General features: G+C 37.5%; 24 protein-coding genes. 13 read left to right on the top strand and 11 right to left on the bottom strand.

Going from position 1 to position 24,128, the window contains the following annotated elements; all coding sequences use genetic code 11:
* Positions 1-110: 110 nt before the first annotated feature.
* Together trpA and murC are read right to left on the bottom strand one after the other, a co-directional pair.
* Complete coding sequence (gene trpA, locus GVN22_RS17685) at positions 111-887, bottom strand: tryptophan synthase subunit alpha (RefSeq protein ID WP_166552339.1); 777 nt, start codon at positions 885-887, stop codon at positions 111-113.
* A gap of 69 nt (positions 888-956) precedes the next feature.
* Positions 957-2,318 carry a UDP-N-acetylmuramate--L-alanine ligase gene (gene murC, locus GVN22_RS17680; RefSeq protein ID WP_166552338.1) on the bottom strand — a complete coding sequence of 454 codons (1,362 nt, stop codon included), beginning with the start codon at positions 2,316-2,318 and terminating at the stop codon, positions 957-959.
* 396 nt (positions 2,319-2,714) lie between these two features.
* Here murC and GVN22_RS17675 point away from each other — a divergent pair, with 396 nt between their 5' ends.
* The 3 genes from GVN22_RS17675 (at position 2,715) to GVN22_RS17670 (ending at position 4,997) form a co-directional block, all read left to right on the top strand.
* Complete coding sequence (locus tag GVN22_RS17675; protein ID WP_095166160.1) at positions 2,715-4,196, top strand: arginine decarboxylase; 1,482 nt, start codon at positions 2,715-2,717, stop codon at positions 4,194-4,196.
* A gap of 117 nt (positions 4,197-4,313) precedes the next feature.
* Positions 4,314-4,445: a hypothetical protein gene (locus GVN22_RS28100; RefSeq protein WP_255406884.1), complete on the top strand. Its 132-nt coding sequence runs from the start codon at positions 4,314-4,316 to the stop codon at positions 4,443-4,445.
* Between the two features lie 165 nt (positions 4,446-4,610).
* Positions 4,611-4,997 (top strand): MerC domain-containing protein, encoded by a 387-nt coding sequence (locus GVN22_RS17670; RefSeq protein WP_166552337.1) that lies wholly within the window; start codon positions 4,611-4,613, stop codon positions 4,995-4,997.
* 308 nt (positions 4,998-5,305) lie between these two features.
* On the opposite strand, the gene GVN22_RS17665 is transcribed toward GVN22_RS17670, so the two are convergent.
* On the bottom strand, positions 5,306-5,695 hold the full coding sequence (locus GVN22_RS17665) for a hypothetical protein (RefSeq protein WP_166552336.1): 390 nt from the start codon (positions 5,693-5,695) through the stop codon (positions 5,306-5,308).
* A gap of 43 nt (positions 5,696-5,738) precedes the next feature.
* Positions 5,739-6,245 (bottom strand): hypothetical protein, encoded by a 507-nt coding sequence (locus tag GVN22_RS17660; RefSeq protein WP_166552335.1) that lies wholly within the window; start codon positions 6,243-6,245, stop codon positions 5,739-5,741.
* A 127-nt stretch (positions 6,246-6,372) separates the two neighbouring features.
* Here GVN22_RS17660 and GVN22_RS17655 point away from each other — a divergent pair, with 127 nt between their 5' ends.
* The gene (locus tag GVN22_RS17655) at positions 6,373-6,600 is read left to right on the top strand and encodes a hypothetical protein (protein ID WP_166552334.1); all 228 of its coding nucleotides are present in this window, start codon (positions 6,373-6,375) and stop codon (positions 6,598-6,600) included.
* A 25-nt stretch (positions 6,601-6,625) separates the two neighbouring features.
* Here GVN22_RS17655 and GVN22_RS17650 read toward each other — a convergent pair whose 3' ends face one another.
* The gene (locus GVN22_RS17650; RefSeq protein WP_166552333.1) at positions 6,626-7,285 is read right to left on the bottom strand and encodes a hypothetical protein; all 660 of its coding nucleotides are present in this window, start codon (positions 7,283-7,285) and stop codon (positions 6,626-6,628) included.
* Between the two features lie 49 nt (positions 7,286-7,334).
* On the bottom strand, positions 7,335-7,880 hold the full coding sequence (locus GVN22_RS17645) for an RNA polymerase sigma factor (RefSeq protein ID WP_205690943.1): 546 nt from the start codon (positions 7,878-7,880) through the stop codon (positions 7,335-7,337).
* A 272-nt stretch (positions 7,881-8,152) separates the two neighbouring features.
* Between GVN22_RS17645 and gatB the strand changes: the two genes are divergently transcribed.
* The 4 genes from gatB to GVN22_RS17625 all read left to right on the top strand — a co-directional run bounded on the left by gatB (position 8,153) and on the right by GVN22_RS17625 (position 14,916).
* Positions 8,153-9,610, top strand: a complete 1,458-nt coding sequence (gene gatB, locus GVN22_RS17640) for an Asp-tRNA(Asn)/Glu-tRNA(Gln) amidotransferase subunit GatB (protein ID WP_166552332.1) — start codon at positions 8,153-8,155, stop codon at positions 9,608-9,610.
* A gap of 202 nt (positions 9,611-9,812) precedes the next feature.
* The gene (locus GVN22_RS17635) at positions 9,813-10,967 is read left to right on the top strand and encodes a TlpA disulfide reductase family protein (protein ID WP_166552331.1); all 1,155 of its coding nucleotides are present in this window, start codon (positions 9,813-9,815) and stop codon (positions 10,965-10,967) included.
* 162 nt (positions 10,968-11,129) lie between these two features.
* Positions 11,130-11,930: a pyrroline-5-carboxylate reductase gene (gene proC, locus GVN22_RS17630; protein ID WP_095166149.1), complete on the top strand. Its 801-nt coding sequence runs from the start codon at positions 11,130-11,132 to the stop codon at positions 11,928-11,930.
* A 574-nt stretch (positions 11,931-12,504) separates the two neighbouring features.
* Complete coding sequence (locus GVN22_RS17625) at positions 12,505-14,916, top strand: ribonuclease R family protein (protein WP_166552330.1); 2,412 nt, start codon at positions 12,505-12,507, stop codon at positions 14,914-14,916.
* Between the two features lie 222 nt (positions 14,917-15,138).
* Here the strand turns inward: GVN22_RS17625 and GVN22_RS17620 are convergent, their stop codons facing one another.
* Positions 15,139-15,651, bottom strand: a complete 513-nt coding sequence (locus GVN22_RS17620; RefSeq protein WP_166552329.1) for an HAD-IIIA family hydrolase — start codon at positions 15,649-15,651, stop codon at positions 15,139-15,141.
* A 337-nt stretch (positions 15,652-15,988) separates the two neighbouring features.
* On the bottom strand, positions 15,989-16,426 hold the full coding sequence (locus GVN22_RS17615) for a hypothetical protein (RefSeq protein WP_095166143.1): 438 nt from the start codon (positions 16,424-16,426) through the stop codon (positions 15,989-15,991).
* A gap of 258 nt (positions 16,427-16,684) precedes the next feature.
* Between GVN22_RS17615 and GVN22_RS17610 the strand changes: the two genes are divergently transcribed.
* The 5 genes from GVN22_RS17610 (at position 16,685) to GVN22_RS17590 (ending at position 22,189) form a co-directional block, all read left to right on the top strand.
* Entirely contained in the window at positions 16,685-18,352 is a 1,668-nt protein-coding gene (locus GVN22_RS17610) for an amidase (RefSeq protein ID WP_166552328.1), read from the top strand.
* Between the two features lie 159 nt (positions 18,353-18,511).
* Positions 18,512-19,354 carry a hypothetical protein gene (locus GVN22_RS17605; protein WP_166552327.1) on the top strand — a complete coding sequence of 281 codons (843 nt, stop codon included), beginning with the start codon at positions 18,512-18,514 and terminating at the stop codon, positions 19,352-19,354.
* Positions 19,355-19,433: 79 nt separating this feature from the next.
* Entirely contained in the window at positions 19,434-20,558 is a 1,125-nt protein-coding gene (gene nagA, locus GVN22_RS17600; protein WP_166552326.1) for an N-acetylglucosamine-6-phosphate deacetylase, read from the top strand.
* A gap of 79 nt (positions 20,559-20,637) precedes the next feature.
* Positions 20,638-21,783: a methionine aminotransferase gene (locus GVN22_RS17595; RefSeq protein ID WP_166552325.1), complete on the top strand. Its 1,146-nt coding sequence runs from the start codon at positions 20,638-20,640 to the stop codon at positions 21,781-21,783.
* A 16-nt stretch (positions 21,784-21,799) separates the two neighbouring features.
* Entirely contained in the window at positions 21,800-22,189 is a 390-nt protein-coding gene (locus GVN22_RS17590) for a hypothetical protein (protein ID WP_166552324.1), read from the top strand.
* Between the two features lie 58 nt (positions 22,190-22,247).
* On the opposite strand, the gene GVN22_RS17585 is transcribed toward GVN22_RS17590, so the two are convergent.
* The 3 genes from GVN22_RS17585 to hisIE all read right to left on the bottom strand — a co-directional run bounded on the left by GVN22_RS17585 (position 22,248) and on the right by hisIE (position 24,075).
* Complete coding sequence (locus tag GVN22_RS17585; protein WP_166552323.1) at positions 22,248-22,751, bottom strand: energy transducer TonB; 504 nt, start codon at positions 22,749-22,751, stop codon at positions 22,248-22,250.
* A gap of 335 nt (positions 22,752-23,086) precedes the next feature.
* Positions 23,087-23,431 (bottom strand): phage holin family protein, encoded by a 345-nt coding sequence (locus GVN22_RS17580; RefSeq protein WP_166552322.1) that lies wholly within the window; start codon positions 23,429-23,431, stop codon positions 23,087-23,089.
* Between the two features lie 44 nt (positions 23,432-23,475).
* Positions 23,476-24,075, bottom strand: a complete 600-nt coding sequence (gene hisIE, locus GVN22_RS17575) for a bifunctional phosphoribosyl-AMP cyclohydrolase/phosphoribosyl-ATP diphosphatase HisIE (protein ID WP_166552321.1) — start codon at positions 24,073-24,075, stop codon at positions 23,476-23,478.
* Between the last annotated feature and the right edge of the window lie 53 nt (positions 24,076-24,128).

The raw sequence follows: 24,128 nt of genomic DNA, 5'->3' as shown, positions 1-24,128 counted from the left end.
AAATCTTTAGACGAAAGGCATTGAGATTAGAAGTAATATATTGTATATCTAAGGGTAAAATATAGATAAAAAACAATCACCCATTCACTCAATATAGTAATTCTACGATTTTATTCTCCTTTTACTGATTTTACAAAAGCACTAATATCAACTGATAAATCTTTTGCTTCTGTTACAACTTTGATAAACGCACTACCAATAATTGCACCAGCTGCGTGTGATGATGCTTTTGTGAAAGTAGCATTATCCGAAATACCAAAACCAATCAAACGAGGGTTTTTCAGATTCATGGCATTAATACGACTGAAGTAAGCCTCTTGCTCATCAGAAATACCCGATTTTGCCCCTGTAATGCTTGCCGAAGATACCATGTAAATAAAGCCTTCTGAAATAGCATCGATATGGCTAATACGGCTTTCTGAAGTTTGAGGCGTAATTAAGAAGATATTTAAAATACCATATTTCTCAAAAATTGCTTTATAATCTTCTTCATACACATCGGCAGGAAGGTCTGGTAAAATCAAACCATCCACTCCTACTTCTTGACATTTTTTACAAAATTCTTCTATACCAAACTGTAATACTGGATTGATATAACCCATCAATAAAATTGGTACTTTGATAGCAGGACGAATGCCAGCAAGTTGTTCAAACAACAACTTTACACTCATGCCATTATCCAAAGCTACTTGATTAGCATGTTGGATAGTTTCACCGTCAGCCACTGGATCTGAATAAGGCATTCCGATTTCTACTAAATCAGCACCACTTTCATCCAAGGCTTTCAAAATGGTTGTTGTATCGTTGAGCTGTGGATAACCCGCTGTAAAATAAATATTTAGTACGTTATTTTTTTTCTGTTCAAAAAGTTGAGTAATACGATTCATGATTGTATAAAAGTTCAATATGTACAGCAAGTGAACACAAGGTTCATCTTCCCGAACTGTACCATAATTTTACGAAAGTATTTGACTAGATAATTCTTTGAAATCCAGACCATCAAAGGTCCCCGACGACATCATCAGTAAGTTTGAGCCGCGCCATCGCTTACTCAAAAGGAATGTCTTCAGAGACTGGTTATCAGTAAATACTTCGAGATTGCTGTTCGCAAAATTTGCTTTGACTTCTTCTACACTAAGCGCTGGCATCTTTTTGTGTTCAAGGGTTTTAGGACTGAAATATACAACTGCGGTATCAGCTCCGTCCAACTTGTGAGCATACTCTTTCAAGAAGTTTTTGTTCAAACTACTAAAAGTGTGTAACTCCAAGCAAGCTACCAAATGACGGTTGGGAAACTGTCCTTTGAGCGCTTTGGTTGTCGCCTCCACCTTAGATGGTGCATGAGCAAAATCACGATAAAACACCGTTTCATCGTTTTGTCCTACTAGCTCTAAACGCTTGGCAGCTCCTTTAAACGAAGCAATTGCTTCATAAAACTGCTCGTCCCCGATACCAATCTGGCTCAGTATCAAACGTGCGCCGTTGAGGTTTTTGAGATTATGTTCTCCAAATACCTCAATTGCTAGTTCTTTTTTATCAGGTAATAGTAAAAAAGTCTTTCCATTTCTCACCACAGCTGGATGAGCTTTGTAGGCATATTTCTGAATATCAGCATATTCTTTTTGACCCACAGTGTTTACTAACGAATCGGTTTCGTCATAAATCAAACTACCAGATTTTGGTAAGTCTTGCGCCAACAGTTCAAACTGATGCACATAATCATCAAACTGAGGATATACATTGATATGATCCCAAGCAATTCCCGAAATCAAAGCTACGTGCGGATGGTAGTGCAAAAATTTTGGACGGCGATCAATGGGTGATGATAAGTATTCATCGCCTTCAATCACAATCACAGGAGCATCCGAAAGTTTAGCCATAGTCTCAAAACCTTCGATACGAGCCCCTACCAAATAATCAAATTTGCGATTGTGGAATTTCAATACGTGTAAAACCATCGATGTAATCGTAGTTTTTCCGTGACTTCCAGCAATCACCACTCTTTGCTTATTTTGGCTATTTTGATAAATAAATTCAGGATATGAGTAAATTTTCACTCCTAATTCTTGAGCTTTCAACAATTCAGGATTGTCCACTCTGGCATGCATACCCAAAATTACACAGTCCAAATCTTCTGAAATCTTCTCAGGGAACCAACCAGTTTCGGTAGGCAATAAGCCACAAGCTGCTAATAAGCTACGTGAAGGCTCATATATTTCGTCGTCCGAACCCGTAACTAAATAACCATTATTATGCAGATCGATAGCCAAATTGTGCATCGCTGCCCCCCCAATAGCGATAAAGTGAACTTTTTTCATAAAATTTAACTCGAACTTTCCAGTTCAAAACATTGTTCGTTAAAAAGATTGTGGTTTTGGATTTGCTATGACTTTTCCAAGAAACTAACTAACTGATAATGAATCATTTTCAAGAAAATTCACATATTACTCACTTGAATTATTTATCGATACAACTCTTTGATAATCAAATAATTTGACAGAATGATTTTATCAAATTGTGAAATAAAAATAAATCCAAATTAGATTCTTGCAAAGGTCATACTTTTATTGCACTTTTGCACGTTTTTTATGAGTAAACTCCGCAAGTCGATTTTCGTTAGTAAAATTTCTTGCGGTTTTCGTTTCTTAGGACGAATACTCACAAACTTAAATAATTTCGAACATAAAAACTCGCTTTATGCTTTTCGCAGTAGGATGAAAAATTACATTGACCTCATTGACCAGACGATTGAGTTTCCAACTCTTGAGTTTAACATTGACGAAAACAACGAATTAATGTTCAACAACGTACCGTTGATGGACATCATAAAACAATACGGGACTCCCCTGAAAATCACGTATTTACCAAAAATTGGTGAGCATATCGAAAATGCCAAGCGCATGTTTAAGAATGCTATTAAGAAGTACAATTACAAGGGAAATTATACGTATTGTTACTGTACAAAGTCTTCGCATTTTAGATTTGTGGTCGAAGAGGTTCTGAGTCATAATGTTCACCTCGAAACATCCTCTTCTTACGATATTCCTATTATTCGCAAGCTATATGATGAAGGTAAGATTTCAAAATCTACTTACATTCTTTGCAATGGCTACAAGTTGCCTTTATATACTCAATATATCAGCGAGTTAATCAATGAGGGCTTTAATTGTATTCCTATTTTGGACAATCTTAAAGAAATTGATTTTTATGATAAATCAGTAACTGCCGAGACTGTCAATTTGGGTATCCGTATTGCCACTGATGAAGAGCCAGATTTTGCTTTCTATACTTCACGTTTGGGACTTCGCTATTCTGATGTAATGGATTTGTATAAAAACAAAATTCAGAACAGCAGCAAGTATAAGCTCAAAATGTTGCACTTCTTTATCAATACTGGTATTAAAGACAGTGCTTACTATTGGTCTGAATTGAGCCGCTTTATTTACAAATATTGTGAAATGAAAAAAATCTGCCCAGATTTAGATTCTATCGACTTGGGTGGTGGTTTACCGATTCAAACTTCATTGCAATTTAATTACGATTACCAAGCAATGATTGATGAAATCGTGGAATCTATTTCATGGATTTGTAACAAAAATAACGTCCCTGTTCCAAATATCTTTACAGAATTTGGTTCTTACACAGTAGGCGAAAGTGGTGCTGTTTTATACGAAATCATTGACCAAAAACTCCAAAATGACAAGGAATTATGGTACATGATTGATGGTTCGTTTATTACTCAATTGCCTGACTCTTGGGGTATGAACCAAAAATATATCATGCTTCCTGTAAACAACTGGGGCTCGCCATATCAAAAAGTAAACTTAGGTGGTTTGACTTGCGACTCTATGGACTTCTATAATACCGAAGCTCATAGCTCAGATTTGTACTTGCCAATTTTTGAAGAAGGTCAAGAGCGTCAATATGTTGGATTTTTCCATACAGGTGCCTACCAAGAATCATTAGGTGGTTATGGTGGTATTCAACACTGCTTGATTCCTGCTCCAAAACACGTCTTGGTTGATCGTCTGGAAGATGGTACTATTACGACACAGCTGTTTGCTTCAGCACAAGAAAGCTATGGTATGCTTAACATTTTAGGCTACGGTTCTACCGAAAAAGCCGAAGCTCAAGCAACAGTATTAAGTCAAGAAGAAGTAAAACATGCTGAAAATCTGTCTCTTATCGAACAATAATTTTGTGGACATTAGAGTTTAAGCTTGAGAGATATTTGTATTTTTGTAGTATTATGCCTCTCAATGGCCAAATCTATCAAATACATCATTGGTATCAACTTTATAAAATTATATCTCATGAAAAGAGCTTCAGTTATTTTGGTTTTGTTGGCAGTAGTAGCAATGGCAACTTCTTGTGGCAGAAAAAACAACTGCCCTGCTTACGGTACTACGAGCATCGACAAGCCAGCTTACAAAGGTCGTAATTAATCATTAGGACATTTTTAAAACCTCTGTTTCTATTCACAATTAGGAACAGAGGTTTTTCATTTAAAATCAATAGTAAAAAATACTTACTACTCGGGAACAAAATATCCTTAGGTAGATGTTTGCAATATTGTTGCATTGTATTAATTTTGCAACAGTATTACAATTATGCATCACTCACATTCACATAACGAAACACCCATTGAGAAGGTAGGATTCTATCTTTCTGTCATCTGTGCAATTCATTGTATTGCTACTCCTGTGGTGATGACAGTATTGCCTTACTTGGGAAGTAGTCTTTTCCACAATCATTCTTGGGAAATTTGGTTTATTGGAGCAAGTGTTGCTTTGGCTGGCGCTTTATTGATTGCTGACTACCGCAAACACCATTCTATTGTTCCTTTGACCTTATTGCTTGGAAGTTTAGTTGTAAAAGGTATCGAACTCTTATGGACTGGCGAGCAATACGAATTTTTGACAGGCTTCGTTGGTGCGATTTTGATTGCTTCTGCTTATTATGTCAATTGGAAAGCAAAAGCAAGTTGTTCGTGTTAGAAGTATCATCCTTCTAATTGAGTGAATTAGTGATTGATTCTTCTAAAATTTGTATTCCAACTATTGAGATGCAACTCTTTGCGTCTTAATCCGAGTCAGATATAGCATACTAATAGCAAAAAAGCGGTCGAAAATTATTTTTCGACCGCTTTTTTAATGAAGAATTGTAAAACCATCCTAGTTACAAAATTCAGGATGAATTATGTGTAATCTTACTAAATACCACTTGATTTTACACGCAGTGTTTGCGCCTTTACCGCTAGAATACAAATCTTAAAATAATCACTCAATTAGGGATAAAGCTTCTATTATTTTGTTACACATAACCCATTCACACAGTCTACTGTTGGAATAGCAATCATGGCACAATCTGATATTCGACTATATTTGATATTAAGTTGACGTTCGTATTCGGTATAACTATTGATTTTTTGAGTCAAAACTTTCTCATCTACCTTTCCGACCGAGTACACAATAAATTGTGTTGGACCACCGCAAGCCTTAGAGCCCATCGACATTACACGGCATTCGTCGCCAGCACATGCTTTGTTTTTAGCATAATCTTTAATCTCAGCCCCCATTTGGGTTAATTTTTGATAATCCATTTCCTCTTCTGACAAGCCATCCCCTCCTATTCCTCCTTTAGAACAACTCCATAATAGTAACCCCGAGAGGGCAAATATTAATAACCTTTTCATAATGTTAATTTGTTTGTAGTTTATTACAGTTTTGAGGTTTATACTAACGTTTAATCGTTGCCACTTCAACAATTAATTTCTGATGAGTATCAATCATGTCATCCAATCGCCATGCTTTCAAGGATTGACTAGTTTTAACTTGTACATATAACATCCCTCCATCTGCACAGCCAGGGCAACCTATCGTTTGAATAGCCTGACCATCATCTTTAATCGTGCTCAAATGGTTTTTTATTTTCTGAACAATTTGCTCAGCTTTAGCTTTTTCTGTAGCACCTAGTTTATAGCCTTGAAAACGATAATTTTCAGCATTTTTACAGTAGGCACTAGTTGTATCAACAAACAATTGATCTCCTGCATACAAATACAGTCCATAGGTACGACACCCCCATCCTAAGCCTACATTTCCAAAAACAATGTATTCACTCAAATTATTTTTGGTCAAATCAATAGTTTGATTTTTGAGCACTTCTGAGTCTACAACACTACTTGAGCTAGAAGCACAACCCAAAACACTTAATATGATTGATAAAAAGAGTAGATTTTTCATAGATATAATGAAAGATAAGTTAAGAGTATTGAATTCAGAATGCGGAGTTACTGGTGTACGAAGGATTTTAAACTATTGCAGATTTGGGATTTCTGATTTCGGAAATAAAGTAAAATACCTTTGTTTTTTGCAAAATATAGAAGATTATACTTCCGAAATCCAACATCCGATATCCGAAATAAACAGTTTTTATAATCCTTCGTACAGTACTAATGCGGAGTTAGGGATATACGAAGGATTTCCAACTATTGCGGATTTGGGATTTCTGATTTCGGAAGTAAAGAAAATCCTATTTATTTTTTACAAAATACAGAAGCTTACACTTCCGAAATCCAACATCCGATATCCGAAATAGCCTGAAATCCTTCGTACACGACATTTTAAGGTCTTTGGTATACCCCTGCGCCGACTGTTATTTTAACATTTTTCAAAAAGCCCTTTTTCTGTGTTTTGACAGGAACGGGTGGTTGTGGCTCAAAATAGGGCGTCTGGATGGAAGGAACTGTTGGTTCCATCACTCTATGATTTACTTGTAATCCATCATGAGCTACAGGTATCTCTTTGGTAGTGGTTGGTGATATAAAATTAATAGAATCAACTACCGACTTTTTCACAAGTTCTTCTACTAATATCGGTTGCGATGCAGTTGGAGCCTCCTCTTGCCTGATACTTGGGGTTGCAGGCTCCATATTTTTCTCAACTACTACGTAATTTTCATCCTGTTTTTTTTCTGGAGTGCGAACAGGCTTTACGACTGCTTGTTGATGAACACTCGGCTGCTCAGGCAAGTCTTTAGTGCTATCATCTTCAGGCTTCAATAACCATGCACCAACCAACACCACTACTGCTAGTCCAGCAGAATAAAGCCCAAGGCTACCTTTGGCCATCCCACCACTCGCTTCTGGTGCGGACGACGAAGGAGCAGACTGCTCCAAGGACGCTTCTATGCCATCCCATACCCAGTCGGATGGGGTCATAGAGGCATCATCGAAGGCGTCACGCCATTGGTCCTCAAAAGAATTGTGTGATGAATTATCCATTATAGTGATTTTATCAGTAAAGATTTTGTCATATTATTTCATTTGTGCTTTATCCTACTTTATCATACGAAAGTTGTGCTTGCAATAATTGCTTAGCGCGCGAATATTGCGACTTTGATGTTCCTTCCGAAATACCTAACATTTCAGCAATTTCGTGGTGCTGATATCCTTCAATAGCATACAAGTTAAATACGGTTTGACAGCCCTTCGGTAATTTATGAATCATGGCCAACAATTCCTGAAAATGAATTCCTTCGATACTCGTGCCTTTGTCCGAAAAATGGTTTTCAAATTCAGCAACATCCGACATATCCTGCCAAGGCTGTTGTGAACGAATATGCTTAATGGCCGTATTGATAACAATTCTTTTAATCCATGCGCCAATCGTACTTTCACCTCTAAAACTAGCCAAGTTTTGAAATATCTTAATAAAAGCTTCTTGAAGAATATCCTCCGCTTCGGCCTTGCTTTGTGCATAGCGTGAGCATACCACCAACATACGCGATGCGTAAGCCTGATAGAGCTTTCGCTGTGCAATGCGGTCGTTTTGCAAACAAGCGTTTATGAGGTCTTTTTCAAGTTCCAATGTATTCAATGTGTTTATAAGCTTACGGACAATACATACAACGCCTTAAGGCATTATAAAAATGTGTTTTTTGAACATTTTACTACAAAGAGCTTTTCTTGACTTAAAAGGTTGGAATAGGATGATTTATTTTTTGAAAACCATCAAATTTCCAATCACTTAGCCTTGCTGGTTATACCGAGCCATGCTTTTTACTATCTTTGTAGACGATTGTTCCACAAGGCAGAAACTTTTTTACAAAAATACAGAAGATTCTTGCCTCAAACTGAAATTAATATTCTGTGAACCAAGAAATTAGAAACAAATATGAAGTTGTTATTGGCCTAGAGGTACACGCTCAACTTCAAACCGAGAGTAAAATTTTTGCAGCAGACTCTGCCTCTTTTGGAGCTGCGCCCAATACCCATATTTCTCCCATTACGCTGGGACACCCAGGAACTTTGCCAAAACTTAATCGTAAAGCGGTTGAGTACGCTATCAAAATGGGCTTTGCTGCTGGCTCAAAAATATCTGAATATCAATATTTTGACCGCAAAAACTATTTCTATCCTGACCTTCCAAAAGGGTATCAGATTACACAAGACAAAACCCCCATTTGTATTGGTGGTGGCGTAAAAGTGAAATTATCTACAGGTGAAAAAGTCGTACGATTCCACCATATTCACTTGGAAGAAGATGCAGGAAAATCTCTTCATGCCGAGGGTTCGAGCGACAGTCTTATTGACTACAACCGTGCTGGTACGCCTTTGGTTGAAATGGTAACAGAACCAGAAATCAAGTCATCGGAAGAGGCTGCTCAATTTATGACCGAGGTTCGCAAGCTTGTAAGATACCTGCATATTTGCGATGGTAACATGGAAGAAGGTTCATTGCGTTGCGATGTCAATATCTCTGTGATGCCAGTCGGCAGTAAAGTTTTTGGTACAAAAGTTGAAATCAAAAACATGAACTCGATTCGCTTTATTCAAAAAGCAATTGATTATGAGGTAGTTCGTCAGATAGAGGCCGTTGAAGCTGGTGAAAAAATCATTCAGGAAACGCGTAACTTCGACCCTGCTACTGGACGTACTTCGGGTATGCGTGAAAAGGAATCAATGAACGATTATCGTTATTTCCCTGAACCAGACTTGGTACCTCTACATATTTCGGAAGAGTTATTGAACCAAGTAAAAGCTCAAATGCCTGCTTTACCTTGGGAGCTTTTCGAGAAGTTTACTAAAACTTATGGCTTGCCAGATTATGACGCAGGTGTATTAACAGATAGCCGTGAGGTAGCCGAATATTTTGACGCAACTTGTCAGTTTACCAAAAACTACAAAGCGGCTTCAAACTGGATTATGGGTACGGTAAAATCATATCTCAATGACAATCATTTGGAAATTGAGCAGTTAACCATTACTCCTGAAAAGTTAGCACAGCTGATTAACCTTGTAGATGAAGGGAAAGTGAGTACCTCAACCGCCTCGCAACAGATTTTCCCTGTGATGGTAACAGATACGTCGGCTAGTCCACTTCAGATTGCTGAAGCAAAGAATTTGATTCAACAAAGCAATACCGACACGCTTCAGTCGTTAATTGATGAGGTTTTGGCAGCCAATCCAGCCAAAGTAAAAGAGTATAAAAACGGCAAAAAAGGGCTTTTGGGCATGTTTATGGGCGACATTATGAAAAAATCAAAAGGTTCAGCCGATCCAAAAGTTACTACCGCACTTTTACAAAAAACACTCGACTCGCTTTAATAAGAGCGCATAGGGAAAAGGCTGTCGAATAAACCAAGTATTCGATGTCATTCAATGCAAATGATTCTGGAATCACTTGCTGAAAGCCTATCGCCAACAGCTCAATTATTCTGAAGGCATTTATTAGACATTCATTACGATTCTATTTTTGTAAAACGTCTAATAAATGCCTTTTACCCTTTTATCAGTTACCGCTTTATTTATGAAAAAATCAATCTTGAGTATCCTTAGTGTTTTGCTTGGATTCTCGATGGTAGCACAAACCACAGCCACAAAAAAAGCTCAAATCACAGGAAAAGTTCAAAATGTAGTTCCTGACAAAAAAGTCTATCTTCAAATGATTAATGGTCGTGGTACGGCTGTTAATATCGACTCTGCCAATGTAGATGCCGCTCATAATTTCAAGTTCAATTCGCCCATTGCTGAGGGTGGTGGCTATTATTTGATTAACTTTTTCAATATGCCTTTGAGTCAGAAATTACTCTTGATTCTTGAAGGAGGCGAAAAAGTAGAAGTTGTTGCCGATGGTATGGATACACCTCAAGTAAGAGGTAAATTCCAAATCAAAGGTGAATCGAAGAATATCCAGTATTTCAACCAAATCATCAAAATTAACCAAGAGTTACAAACCAAGGTTGAAGGTTGGAACAAACAAGTAACCATTGCAACGGAGAAAAAGGACGACGCAACTTTGCAGAAAATCCAAAATGAATTTCAAAATGCACAACAAATCACTGTAGGCAAAATCAAAGCGATGATTCCTGATATGGGTTCTGAGTTGGTGGCACTTTGGACAGCAGGCAATTTCCTAAACCCAGAAACAGATATGGATTTATTGGAAAAGGTAGCTGATACATTCAAAAAGGAAAAAGCTAATTCTCCTAACCCACATATCAAATCTTTTTTGGAACAAATCAAAAGAATGAAAGGTGTTGCTATCGGTTCTGAAGCTCCAGAGATTTCCTTAAAAACACCTTCTGATAGTTTGGTTACGCTTTCATCAATGCGTGGCAAATATGTATTGATTGATTTTTGGGCAAGCTGGTGTGGACCTTGTCGTCGTGAAAACCCTAACATTGTAAGAATTTATAACCGTTTTCATGCTAAGGGATTTGATATTTTGGGCGTGAGCCTCGACCAAGAAAAAACAGCTTGGGTTCGTGCCATTGAAAAAGACGGGCTGGTTTGGCAACAAGTATCCGACCTTCAATATTGGAATAGCATTGCAGCAGCAGCCTATGGCGTGAGCGCTATTCCTGCGCAATTTTTAATAGATAAAGAAGGAAAAGTAATTGCCAAATACACAGGTAGCTCAGCAGAATTAGAGAAAAAGCTAGAAGAAATCTTCAAAGATTAATTTTAGTAACATATACTTCGCCCATAAGGCAACCATCAACCTGACAATATTTTATCAATACTGTCAGGTTTTTTGTTGTAATTTTGTTTCACAAAACTGAAATTCAGCTGATAACCAAATTTATAATCATTTTAATTAATTTTTGACCAAAAACAAACCATCATGAAAGTAGCTATTGTTGGAGCGGGGAATATGGGAATGGCATTTGCCAAATCTTTTATTCAATATGATTTAGTAAAAAAAGAAAACCTATTCTTAATCGAAAAAAATGCTGCCAGAGCCGAAGCGCTTCAGTCAGAAAAAGCAGGTGTTGTAGTAGATACGATTTCTCCTAAAGTCGGAGAATACGATTTAATCATCCTGTCGGTTAAGCCCCAAGACTATCCAACAGTTTCTGAAGAACTTAAAAAAGTAATCCAGCCCAACCAAATTATTTTGAGTATCATGGCTGGTATTTCTATCGATAAAATACAAGAATCGCTCAATCACCGAATTATTGTAAGAGCTATGCCAAACACGCCTGCATTGTTGGGAATGGGGATGACTGCTTTTGCGGCCTCTGGTGACATTACGTTGAGCCAATTAAAGAAGGTTGAAAACTTGATTAACTCTACTGGTCGTGCGGTGTTCTTAGAAGAAGAATCTTTGCTCGATGCTGTAACAGCTTTATCGGGTAGCGGTCCTGCTTATTTCTTCTATTTGGTAAAAGCTATGATTGAAGCAGGTAAAGAAATGGGCTTTGAGGACTCGATGGCGGCATTATTGGTAAAACAAACGATGTTGGGATCATTTCACCTTATCAACAATGCAGAAAAGAGCCTCGACGAACTTATTAAGGCTGTAGCGTCAAAAGGTGGTACTACCGAAGCTGCCCTCAAGCGATTTGAGGAAGGCTTATTAGCTCAAAATTTAAAAGAAGGTATCTTTGCTGCACAAAAACGCGCAACAGAACTTTCAAAATAATATGCTTTAGGTTATAAGCCATAGGCATTAGGACGATACGAAGGATTTGAAATTATTGCTGATTTCGGAAATATAAAAACCTACTTTAGTTTTTTGTAAAATATGACTCAAAGACGTGGCTTACACTTCCGAAATTCAACATCCCAAATCCAAAATAGTTTGAAATCCTTCGTACGCTACTAATATAGAACCATTCTTTATTGGCACCAGAGTAAACCAAATTCTTATAAATATTGTCATATATACAAGAATAATCGTAATTTAGAACTGTTCGTGTAAGTATTGAGCGAATTAGTATTAGAGTGACTTTGTGATTTATTATTTGAAAACTAGCAATTCATACAATAGAAGTTAAAAATTTCGGGCTTTTCACCACCGAAATACACATTCTCAAATCCACCATCTACTTATTGGTATCATTTTAGCTCATACAAAATAGTGGCTAATGGCAATCACATAAAGCATTTACATTTTATTGGCAAATACTACCAAGCACAACTCAGCCACCACACATTATTTCTCATTTTATAACTGAAACAATCCTTTTCTTTGAATAAAAGGTAATTATATATCAATGACTAAACAAAAAAATAGCAAAGAAGAAAGATTTCGCGAATCTGTAAAAAATGAAATCTTATCATTTTTCGAACTAAACGACGACCGTAGCTGGTCGCTCAATCAAGTTCACAAAGCCTTTGCCGTTCGTGACCGCAGTACAAAAGAACTTTTTGCTACACTAGTTGAAGTACTAACTAAAGACAAAAAACTGATTCGTCAAAAAGACGGCAATTATATCATAGACCGTGTCACTGAGTTTGTGACAGGGAAAGTAGACCATGTCAATGCCCGATTTGCATTTGTGGTAGTAGAGGGTCGTGAAGATGATGTTTGGATTTCAAACCAAGACCTCAATGGAGCTATCGATGGCGATATTGTCAAAGTATTGATTTCGGCAAAACGTAAAAAAGGTTCTGACCGTGCCGAAGGGGAAGTTGTAGAAATTCTAGAACATGGTCGCTCCGAAATTGTAGGGACTATCGAATTACTACCTAATTATGCTTTTGTAACACCAGATTCTAAGCGTTTGTACCAAGACATTTTTGTGCCAAGAGAAGCACTTAAAGATGTAAAGCATGGCGATAAAGTGATTGTAAAAATCACCAAATGGCCTCTTGGCGAACGTAAAATGGAAGGTGTTATTCAGGAAGTATTAGGTAAAGCTGGCGAAAACAATACCGAAATGCATGCTATTTTAGCCGAATTCGGTTTGCCATACCATTTTCCTGAAGGTGTCGAACAAGAAGCCGAAGATATTTCAGAGAAAATTCCTGAAGCAGAAATTGCCAAACGCAAAGATATGCGTGGCATTACCACCTTCACTATTGACCCAATAGATGCCAAAGATTTTGATGATGCCTTGAGTTTTGAACAACTCGAAAACGGTAATTATCAAATCGGTATCCACATTGCCGATGTAACGCATTATGTTCAACCCAATACCATTTTGGAGCAAGAAGCATTCAAGCGTGCCACATCAGTGTATTTGGTGGATAGAGTAGTACCAATGCTTCCTGAAAAACTTTCGAATGGCTTGTGTTCTTTACGTCCTAATGAGGACAAACTGACTTTTTCGGCCATTTTCGAAATTACATCAAAAGGTAAAATCAAAAACGAATGGTTTGGTCGCACAGTCATTCACTCTGATAAGCGTTTTTCTTATGAAGAGGCACAAGAAGTATTAGATCTAAATAATCCTCCTGCCGAAGCGCCAGTTACTGTCAACGAAACTACAGACGTTGCGACACCCGCAGAAGAAGTAAAACCTAAACGTGGCCGTAAGAAAAAAGTAGAAGAACCTACTACGCCAGAAGTTCCGTTTTTGCATGAATTGACGGTTTTGAATAACCTAGCGCATATTCTTCGTGCCGAGCGTTTTGCTAACGGCGCGGTAAACTTTGAAACAGTTGAAGTAAAATTCAAGTTGGACGAAAATGGTAAACCATTAGGTATCTACCAAAAAATCCGTAAAGATACTCACAAACTTATCGAAGAATTCATGCTATTAGCCAACAAGCGTGTGGCTGAGTATGTGTATAAACTTCGTAAAAAAGAGCCTCGCAATACCATGGTGTATCGTATCCACGAAGCACCAGACCCCGAAAAGCTTCGCACGTTTTCTACCTTTGCCAAGAAGTTTGGTTATTCGGTAGCCACAGAAGCCGCACAAATCAGTAGTTCTTTCAATCAACTGATGGAAGGTATTGAAGGAAAACCAGAGCAAAATATCTTGGAGAGCTTGGCAGTACGTACCATGTCAAAAGCCAAATATAGCACCGATCCTATTGGTCACTTTGGTTTGGCATTTCCGTTCTACTCACATTTTACGTCACCAATTCGCCGTTATCCTGACATGATGGCGCATCGTATGCTACAACATTATCTTGACGGCGGTGATCCACTCGAAAGAGCTGCTTGGGAGGTAAGATGTAAACATTCTTCTGAAATGGAAAAACTTGCGAGTGAAGCCGAACGCGCTTCAATCAAATACAAGCAAGTAGAATACATGAGTATGATGGAAGAAGAGCGTGTTTGGGATGGTATTATTTCGGGTGTAACCGAGTTCGGTATTTTTGTAGAAATTACCGAAACTGCATCAGAAGGTATCGTTCGTATGGTTGACTTGAAAGATGATTTCTATGATTTTGACAGAGACAACTTCCGTATTGTAGGTCAGCGCAACGGTAAAGTATATACTTTTGGCGATAAAGTTCAGGTAAGAGTAAAAGAATGTAATTTAGCTCGTAGAACGATGGATTTATTGCTAGCAGGAGCTAATGAAAGCCGTGGTGGTGGTAAAAAAGACAAAGAACGCTTTAATTCTCGTCACAGATCAAAATCTGACTCTAGAGGTAGAGATAATAGGAAAAAAGACTATAAAGGTGGTAAAGATAACAAGCATGGTAATGACCGTAAGAAACGCAAATAAGGTTGTAGCGTTCTAAGCACCATAAATCATCTTAAATGTTAATACTCTAATCTCATCAAAAAAGCGGTCGAAAAAGTTATTTTCGACCGCTTTTTTGATGTTATAACGATAGAGATTTAGACGCAAAGCATTACGTACCTACATTGTGAATACTAATTTTAAATAATCACTCAATCACAATTCACTCTATTGATTCTTTTTGTTAGAATATATTGTCAAATCCTAAGCTGGAACAATAATCTGGCTTGCTTCCAACAGAGTATTTGTGGTAATTTCAGAAAATGACTCTTCAGGTTTTTCGGTTAAATGTATCGTTTTTACACCCGCACGATGCCCCGCTTTAATGTCGCGATGTGCATCGCCAATCATCCAAGATTGGTCTGGATCAATTTGGTATTTCGCAATAGCCTTTTCGATCATCAATGAGCCAGGCTTGCGAGTAAGAGATGCTGAGTTGAAGTTTTCGTGATGAGGGCAAAAATATAGATCATCCAATAAGTGTCCACATTGCTCTTGGAAGTAATTATGGCACATCCATACATCATCGCGTGTGTAGATACCCTTCGCAATACCTGATTGGTTTGTAATGACAATCAACAAGTAGCCCGCAGCCTTCAAACGCTCCAACGCTTCTACTGTTCCTTCGGGAATAATCAAATCTTCGATGCGATAAACGTAGTCCACTCTATCTACGTTCAAAACACCATCTCTATCTAAAAAAATACACTTATTCATATCCTTACAAAGTTAATCAGTTTTATATAAAAATGGTCAATTGATGTGTTTTCAAAATCAAAGAAGAATCCTCAATAGGTTTTTATATAATTTATCGAATATTTTTTTTAATAAAAATTACAAATAATAACTACTTTTCAAACTTTTATTCCTGATAAATCTTCAAATTTGATTGAAAGGTAAAAAAAAGGCTCATCAGCAATATCTGATAAGCCTTTTTTAAAGAATGTCTAGTTGGTGGGCAAAATTAATTTTACCCTCTATAGGCTGCCAAAAACTGAAAAGTATCACAGCTTAGAGCCTAGAGCGCAATAATGCAATTACAAATACTTAATTCCTAAACCGCTTTGTTCCAAGGAATACCAGCCAAAATCAATAGTAAGCCTAATCCAAAGAAAATCAATGCGTTGTTAAATCTTTTTGCATCGCTTGTTTCGCGCTTATTTTTTGAATGACCAACCGTAATCAAAACGATTGCGATAATCATTGTAAATACGTGCTCAACAGCGATTTTACGATAAAAAGCATTACCCATTACTTCCTTCATACCCATTTCAAATGCTTTGGCACCAAATGGGCTCACAAAGTAAAGAACTAAGCCTAGTAACAATTGTGTGTGGCATGAAATCATAAAGAAAAGACCCAATTTACGATCACCATCTGAAAACTGAGCTTTTGAAGTTTTGCCCATAATGGCACTAATCGTTGTAGCCAAACCCAACATTAACACAAGCCAACGAAGGTAAGAGTGAGAAGTTACTAGAATCTCGTACATAATAATATGTTTTTTGTTTGTTAAAAATTCAAAGTGGCGCTATCAAATAGATTTGCTGTGCCAAAGATAATCAACAAAAAAATCGGACTATAGGTTATTCTCGAAAATTCTCAATTATTTGTTATTTCATTTCGCATCTAAACTTTGATGTTGAGCTAAATTTCTCTTTCATCAAACAATTCTTTCCCATTTTGGCTTAACTTTAGAGTAGAACAAAACCTTCTCCTTTTATGCATTTAACAAACTAATATCAATTCTATGAAAAAACATTACGTCCTACCATTAGCTTGCGTTGGTAGCTTATTCCTTGGAGCTTTTATACATCAAAAGATTGAAAATCAACCAATCACAACCAATGTTATCCATCATGCCCAATCACTATTAGGCTTGGAGTTTACGGAAGCAGAAGCTGATTCCATGATTTTTGATGTGACTGATAATCGAAGGAATTTTGAAGAAATTCGAAAGGTCCCTATCAACAATGAGGTTGCTCCAGCTGTTGCCTTTAATCCTTTACCCATAGGATTTACTTTTGATAAAACTCCCTCAAAGTTTATTCCCTCAACAAACCCTAATGTTAAACTTCCTATAAATAAAAGTGATTTGGCTTTTATGAGTGTTCGTGAATTGGCTGAATTGATTCGTACCAAACAAATTAGCTCATTAGAACTAACACAGTTTTTCTTGGAAAGACTAAAAACCTATGACAAACAATTAGCGTGTGTAATTACCCTTACAGAAGATTTGGCCATTCAACAAGCCAAAAAAGCTGACGCAGAAATAGCCAAAGGGAAATATAGAGGTCTATTACATGGTATTCCGTATGGCGCAAAAGATTTACTAGCTAAAAAAGGATATAAAACCACGTGGGGCTCTGTACCATTCAAAGACCAAGTGTTGGACTATGATGCGACTGTCGTGACTCGTCTCGAAGAAGCTGGTGCTGTGCTTTGTGCCAAGCTAACACTCGGAGAGCTAGCTTGGGGAGATGTTTGGTTTGGAGGAACAACCAAAAACCCTTGGAATCTCAAACGTGGTTCGTCAGGCTCGTCGGCTGGTTCGGCATCCTCTGTTTCGGCAGGACTATTACCATTTGCTATTGGCTCCGAAACTTTAGGCTCTATTGTATCGCCTTCTTCCGAATGTGGAACTACTGGACTTCGTCCAAGTTTTGGTCGCGTACCTCGTACAGGTGCCATGGCTTTGAGCTGGTCGATGGATAAACTTGGTCCTATATGTAGAACAGTCGAAGATTGTGCGATTGTCTTTAATGCTATTAAAGGAACCGACGGGAAAGACCTCAGTACCATTGATGCTTCGTTTAGTTTTAATGGTAATAGAAAAGACTTGAAAGGTATCAGAATCGCTTATTTGAAAAAAGATTTTGATCGAAATTACCCAACCAAGAGCCAAGATTCACTATCCTTGGCAACTTTACGGAAATTAGGAGCAGAGTTAATACCACTTGAACTTCCTAACTATCCAGTAGGAGACATGACCATTATCCTTAGCGCTGAGGCTGCCACAGCATTTGATGAACTAACACGCAATGGCAAAGACGATACGATGGTCAGACAAATCAAGAATGCTTGGCCAAATTCATTCCGTGCGTCTCGTTTTATTCCTGCGGTAGAATACCTACAAGCCAATCGCCTCCGTACCAAGCTTATTCAGGATATGGAGACTAAACTCAAAGATATAGACGTTTATATTTCACCAGCCTTTGGTAATGCCAACTTGACATTAACCAATTTGTCGGGGCACCCTTGCGTGGTATTACCCAACGGTTTCCGTCCAGAAGGGCGTCCAACAAGTATTACTTTTATGGGGAAATTGTTTGGTGAAGGCAAGTTATTGGAGGTAGCCAAAATCTACCAAGATGCTACCGATTTTCACAAAAAGCACCCAGAGTGGCTTAAGAAATAACTATTTTCATTGTAACTTCAATTATTGAGTGAATGAGTGATTGAGCGAATGAGTGATTAATTTTTAATCTATAATTTACAAAGCATTACGTCTGAGAAGATAGATATTTGTAAAAATCACTTAATCACAAACCACTCAATCACTCAATATTTATACGATATGCGATTTACTTTTCTTATCTGCTTGTTATTGACAGCTTTCCGTTTTCAGGATGCTTTACCCAAAGAAGCTATCGCTCAAATGATTGCGACAGAAAAAGCGTTTGCTAAAATGGCATTAGATAAAAATACACCAGTTGCCTTTCTCTATTTTTTAGCACCTGATGGCGTAGTTTTTGACAGAGGAATGCCTCAAAATGGCCTGGAAATATGGAAAAACAAAAAACCTCAAGGCTTATTACAATGGCAACCTATCTATGCAGGAATGGCACTTTCAGGGGATTTGGGCTACTCTATTGGTAATTGGCAGGCTTCAGCCAACGCACAAACAACAGCTTCCGCAACTGGTACATTTGTCACGCTTTGGCAAAAGCAAAATACAGGCGATTGGCGTGTTCGTGCCGACATAGGTGTTGCACACAAAGCCAATCCCAACCAAGTACTCAAAGAAAGATTTAGTGCCTTCAAACCATCAAGTAATTCGGTGATTCAAGCAGAACGTTTTGTATTCATGAAGGATTTTTATTACTGGAAAAATGCTCAAACATCATTGAACCCACACGAGCCGCACCTTGCTGAAAACGTCTTACTAATTAGAGATAACAACATCCCAATAGAGGGAAAAGCCAATGCTATAGCTTTTCTACAAAAAAATTATCAGAAAAAACTCATTTATACAGGCCTCAAAACTATCGTATCACAAGCTACCGACTTGGCTTGTGTTTATGGGAGTATTTCAGGAAAAGCTCAAGATAAAGACATCAAGGGCAGTTTTCTGAGAGTTTGGCAACAAGAATCAAAAAATACTTGGAAAATTGTGATTGATGTAGAAACAATTCAATAAGAGTTTGTCCCTTCATCAACCTATTTTATACACACTACTACGAAAACTTACCTCATTCATTACGTTAACCATTTAGCTTATGTACGCATTAAAAAACTGCAAAATTTATACTTCCTCAAAAATTCTTGAACAACATGCAATTGTCATCAAGGATGAAAGTATTTTGCAAATTATCCCAGAGGAACAAATTGATAGCGAACTCTCAACGGTAGACATGAGAGGGTATTCTATTGCTCCATCTTTTGTAGATATTCAAATCTATGGTGGTGGCGGTAGTTTATTCAACTCTAGCACAAGTATTCAGACAATTCAAAAAACCTATCAAGAAATACGACGTTCAGGAACAAGTCATTTTCAAATTACTCTTTCTTCTACGCCACTTGATAAAATATTAGAGGCTATCCAAGTCGCTAAAGATTATTTAGCTCAAGGCGGAAAAGGCTTGGCAGGGTTACATTTGGAAGGTCCTTATTTTAGTTTTCCTAAACGTGGTGCACACGTAGCTGAATTTATTAGAAAGCCCACCAATGAAGAACTCATTCAAGTGGTAGAAGCGTCAAAAGGGTTACCAACCTATATGACAATCGCTCCAGAAGAGTTTACCAAAGAGCAACTAGAGTACTTACTTGACAGCCATATTATCATCTCGGCAGGACATAGTTCTGCTACCTACGAACAAGCTACAGAAGCTTTTGATAAAGGTATTAAACGAGTTACTCACCTTTTCAATGCCATGTCGCAGTTTCAGAGTCGTGAGCCAGGACTTGTAGGTGCGACTTATGATAGCGATGTTTGGGCAAGTATTATTCCTGATGGTGTACACGTAAGTTACCCGACGGTAAGTATTTCGAAAAAAATGATGGGCGAACGCCTTTTTATCATAACTGATGCCGTTACTGAAGACATTTCTGGCGATTATAAATTTATTCACGCTGGCGATCGCTATGTCGATACCAATGGTATTTTATCAGGTTCGGCGCTTAGCATGATTCAAGGGGTTATTAATTGCTACTTAAAAGTAGGTATTTCTCTGGATGAATCCTTACGTATGGCATCTACGTATCCAGCTCAAGCCATCCAACAAGACCAAACCTTAGGCAAGATAGAAGAAGGCTTCCAAGCCAATATGGTTATTTTCAACGAAGACTTAGAGGTTCAGGGGATTATAGAACAAGGATATCTGGAATGGTTTCTTGAAATTTAAGTCCTAATACTTGTCGATATGTTGGGATACTTGCTAATCCTTACCTTATTTTGCATGTTCACAATGGCTGATTTTTTACATGCAATTACAATCTAAGCAACCCCATATTGGTACTACCATTTTTACGGTCATGTCTAAACTAGCCAATGACCATGGCGCACTCAATCTGTCACAAGGTTTTCCCAATTTTGAGTGCTCTCCCAAATTGATTGAATTAGTCGAAAAATATTTACGCAAAGGCATGAACCAATATGCTCCGTTATCTGGCATTCAGCCTTTGCGTGAAATTATTGCACAAAAAACATCAGAACTTTACGGTATTTCCTATCATCCTGACCAAGAAGTCACGATTGTGTCGGGTGCAACTGAGGCACTATACGCCGCCATCACAGCTGTGGTACAAACAGGCGACGAGGTTATCTTACTCGAACCCAACTACGACTCTTACGAGCCAGCTGTTCGCCTCAACGGCGGTATTCCTGTCTATGTTACGCTTACTCCAGAAAATAATTACCAGATTGATTGGTCGGTCGTAAAAGCCAAAATCACAGAAAAGACAAAACTCATTTTGCTCAATACACCTCATAACCCAACAGGAACGGTCATGAGCAAAGACGATCTTGAGCAATTAGCAGCTATTGTGAAGGATACCAATATTTTTATCGTTAGTGATGAAGTGTACGAGCATATCATCTTTGACGGTCATAATCATTGGAGCCCTATTCGTCATCCTGAACTTCAAAAGCGTACCTTTGTTTGTGGTTCGTTTGGCAAAACATTTCATGTCACTGGTTGGAAAGTAGGATATTGCTTAGCTCCACAACAGCTCAGCGAGGAGTTTAGAAAAGTGCACCAATGGCTAACATTTTCTACTGTAACTCCTATCCAATATGCTTTGGCGGAGTTTCTTCAAGAACCCGATAACTATTTGTCCGTTTCAAAGTTTTATCAAGAAAAACGTGATAAGTTTATTTCATGTATTCAGGGAAGTAGATTTGAATGGACTCCAGCAAGTGGTAGCTTTTTCCAGTGTGTTAACTATGCCAAAATTACTGACGAGAACGATTTGGCATTAGCACAACGCCTTACCAAAGAAATCGGTGTAGCAAGTATTCCTGTTTCTGTTTTTTATCATCAGAAAAACGATTACAAAATTTTAAGATTTTGTTTTGCCAAAGATGATCAAACTTTAGAGATAGCTGGCGAACGATTGAGTAAATTATAATAAAACATTTATCAACATGAAAAAAATTATCAGTGGGTTCATTGGGATATTTCTATTGATTAGCACTTTGGCTTGTACCAAACAACCCAACTTGGCAGGACTCGATTTGGAAACATGGAAATCAGACAGAGGTGGTTGTCAAGGCAAACGATTAGCCATGTTAGAAAAAGTAAAAAGCCTGAAAGAAGAAATAAGAGGTGTTAGTGCCAACGATATGGATGATTATTTAGGAAAACCAGACATTCAACAACTGGCAGACCGTAATCAAAAATACTATATCTACTTTTTTGAACCCGGTACACACTGTCAAAACAAGACACAGAAATCTAGTGCGCTATCTATGAGTATCCGATTTAGTGCTATGGGAATCGCCACAGAAGTTACCTTTCAACATGGTACGCCATAAAACAAAATAGGCTCGGGTGACCGAGCCTATTTTGTTTTATATTTTATAGTAACGTTGTTTAAAAACGAACAGGTAACACATAATACGATGCTACCTCTATACCTCTAATTTTACCGGGATTCCAAGCATTCATTTTTCGTACTACTCTAATAGCTTCAGCACTGATTTGAGGATCGCCATTGCTTTCTACAATATGCACTTTGCTAATTTCGCCATAACGTTCAACTAAGAACTTCACCAAAACAACCTCGCCCTTTGAACCTTTAGGTCTAATAAGATTTTGAGCGATAAATCTACGAACAGCTTCATCACCTCCAGGAAATGAAGGTGCAATATCAACCTCATGATAAATAGAATCTCTATCTACAGGAGCCGCACTAACTCCAATTTCATAACCTCTAGTATCAGATATATGCTGAGATGACGTAGACGCCCAATTAAGTGATTTTTCTATATTGGAGCGTTCTTGAGGTTTTATGGTAGATGAAGCATACTTACTCTTTTGAGCTTGTATCTGAAATGTAAGTAACGAGCTTAAAAATAAAAGAAGGATCTTTTTCATGTGTTAATAGACTAATTCAAATGTAACTACTCAATTAATTATCAATCGGACAAACCCTGTCAGGTTTGTGCTCTTGACGTCATTGGCGGTTCTTGTCAAGGGTAACACAAAAGACATAACTATTTATCTTGCAATTTGTTGGCTAACATTTCAAAAAATATGCCAAAAAGAAAAGTGAGAGTATTTTGGAGGGCACGAAGATAGGAAGAATAATGAATGTTTTAAAATAAAATCCTTTATTTTACCATTAATCCATTATTTTCTTTTTTTGTACTAAAAACGGCACGCAAAAAAAAAGTAAACCTTAATTAAGATAAGGTTTACTCATTTTTTTATTAGTCTAAAATCCATCCTAAAATTGTGGATACCACAGAGATACCAAAGCTAAACAATAATGGAGGTACAAAGCCGTGGACATTAAAACCCGTAACAAAATGTGACACCAAATACACCAGAATCACATTGATTACTAATAAAAATAATCCTAGACTAAGAATAGTAATAGGAAAGCTGATAATTTTGAGAACAGGCTTGAGGAAGGTATTTACAAAACCCATCGCTATAGCCACCTTCAAGGATATGATAAAATTATCATCCTGAATTACGATACCATCAATGTATTTAGCAAATACAATCACAGCAATCGCAATCAATAAATACTTAATGATGAAATTGACCATTGTTTGTATAAAAAGGTTTGAAGATGTTTGAGCTTCAACAATAGCTACTTGCTATGTCTTGTACGAAGTACGTCAATGATTTCGTCAAAATCAATACCTCTTTGCTCTAACAATACCAAATAGTGAAACAATAGGTCTGCTGCTTCGCCCTTAAACAAATCATTGTTGTTGTCCATAGCCTCAATCACTAGCTCTACAGCCTCCTCTCCTACTTTTTGAGCGATTTTATTGGTTCCTTTTTCAAATAAACTTGCTGTATATGATTTTTCTGAAGGGTTATTCTTGCGCTCACGAATAACAGCCTTTAAATAGTTCAACCAACCTGCCTGTCCTGGCGCATTTTTCTCATTCCAACAAGTATCAGCACCTGTATGACAAGTAGGTCCGGCTGGATTAACTTTAATCAAAAGTGTATCTTCATCACAGTCTTTTAAGATTTCGACTACATGTAAGAAATTATCTGAAGTCTCTCCTTTAGTCCAAAGACGTTGTTTTGAACGACTGAAGAATGTAACCACACCTTCTTTCTCTGTTTTTTCCAACGCCTCTTGATTCATATATCCCAACATCAATACCTTGTCGGATTTGGCATCTTGAATAACGGCAGGAATCAAGCCTCCTTGTTTTTCAAAATCTAATTGCATAGCTCTTTATTGATAAATGTGTGAATGATGAATTGTAAACGATAAGTTGTAAA

Origin of the sequence: Cellulophaga sp. BC115SP (assembly GCF_009905545.1) — a bacterium.
In the GTDB taxonomy this organism is placed as follows: Bacteria; Bacteroidota; Bacteroidia; order Cytophagales; family Spirosomataceae; genus Flectobacillus; species Flectobacillus rivi.
Note: the sequence above shows the minus strand (reverse complement) of the source record. Positions and strands in the feature narration are given on the sequence as shown.

What these genes read in the sequence shown, in the direction of transcription:
- trpA (WP_166552339.1), bottom strand. Translation starts at nt 887, where the DNA reads ATGAATCGTATTACTCAACTTTTTGAACAGAAAAAAAATAACGTACTA.
- murC (WP_166552338.1), bottom strand. Translation starts at nt 2,318, where the DNA reads ATGAAAAAAGTTCACTTTATCGCTATTGGGGGGGCAGCGATGCACAAT.
- GVN22_RS17675 (WP_095166160.1), top strand. Translation starts at nt 2,715, where the DNA reads ATGAAAAATTACATTGACCTCATTGACCAGACGATTGAGTTTCCAACT.
- GVN22_RS28100 (WP_255406884.1), top strand. Translation starts at nt 4,314, where the DNA reads ATGAAAAGAGCTTCAGTTATTTTGGTTTTGTTGGCAGTAGTAGCAATG.
- GVN22_RS17670 (WP_166552337.1), top strand. Translation starts at nt 4,611, where the DNA reads ATGCATCACTCACATTCACATAACGAAACACCCATTGAGAAGGTAGGA.
- GVN22_RS17665 (WP_166552336.1), bottom strand. Translation starts at nt 5,695, where the DNA reads ATGAAAAGGTTATTAATATTTGCCCTCTCGGGGTTACTATTATGGAGT.
- GVN22_RS17660 (WP_166552335.1), bottom strand. Translation starts at nt 6,245, where the DNA reads ATGAAAAATCTACTCTTTTTATCAATCATATTAAGTGTTTTGGGTTGT.
- GVN22_RS17650 (WP_166552333.1), bottom strand. Translation starts at nt 7,285, where the DNA reads ATGGATAATTCATCACACAATTCTTTTGAGGACCAATGGCGTGACGCC.
- GVN22_RS17635 (WP_166552331.1), top strand. Translation starts at nt 9,813, where the DNA reads ATGAAAAAATCAATCTTGAGTATCCTTAGTGTTTTGCTTGGATTCTCG.
- proC (WP_095166149.1), top strand. Translation starts at nt 11,130, where the DNA reads ATGAAAGTAGCTATTGTTGGAGCGGGGAATATGGGAATGGCATTTGCC.
- GVN22_RS17625 (WP_166552330.1), top strand. Translation starts at nt 12,505, where the DNA reads ATGACTAAACAAAAAAATAGCAAAGAAGAAAGATTTCGCGAATCTGTA.
- GVN22_RS17620 (WP_166552329.1), bottom strand. Translation starts at nt 15,651, where the DNA reads ATGAATAAGTGTATTTTTTTAGATAGAGATGGTGTTTTGAACGTAGAT.
- GVN22_RS17615 (WP_095166143.1), bottom strand. Translation starts at nt 16,426, where the DNA reads ATGTACGAGATTCTAGTAACTTCTCACTCTTACCTTCGTTGGCTTGTG.
- GVN22_RS17610 (WP_166552328.1), top strand. Translation starts at nt 16,685, where the DNA reads ATGAAAAAACATTACGTCCTACCATTAGCTTGCGTTGGTAGCTTATTC.
- GVN22_RS17605 (WP_166552327.1), top strand. Translation starts at nt 18,512, where the DNA reads ATGCGATTTACTTTTCTTATCTGCTTGTTATTGACAGCTTTCCGTTTT.
- nagA (WP_166552326.1), top strand. Translation starts at nt 19,434, where the DNA reads ATGTACGCATTAAAAAACTGCAAAATTTATACTTCCTCAAAAATTCTT.
- GVN22_RS17595 (WP_166552325.1), top strand. Translation starts at nt 20,638, where the DNA reads ATGCAATTACAATCTAAGCAACCCCATATTGGTACTACCATTTTTACG.
- GVN22_RS17590 (WP_166552324.1), top strand. Translation starts at nt 21,800, where the DNA reads ATGAAAAAAATTATCAGTGGGTTCATTGGGATATTTCTATTGATTAGC.
- GVN22_RS17585 (WP_166552323.1), bottom strand. Translation starts at nt 22,751, where the DNA reads ATGAAAAAGATCCTTCTTTTATTTTTAAGCTCGTTACTTACATTTCAG.
- GVN22_RS17580 (WP_166552322.1), bottom strand. Translation starts at nt 23,431, where the DNA reads ATGGTCAATTTCATCATTAAGTATTTATTGATTGCGATTGCTGTGATT.
- hisIE (WP_166552321.1), bottom strand. Translation starts at nt 24,075, where the DNA reads ATGCAATTAGATTTTGAAAAACAAGGAGGCTTGATTCCTGCCGTTATT.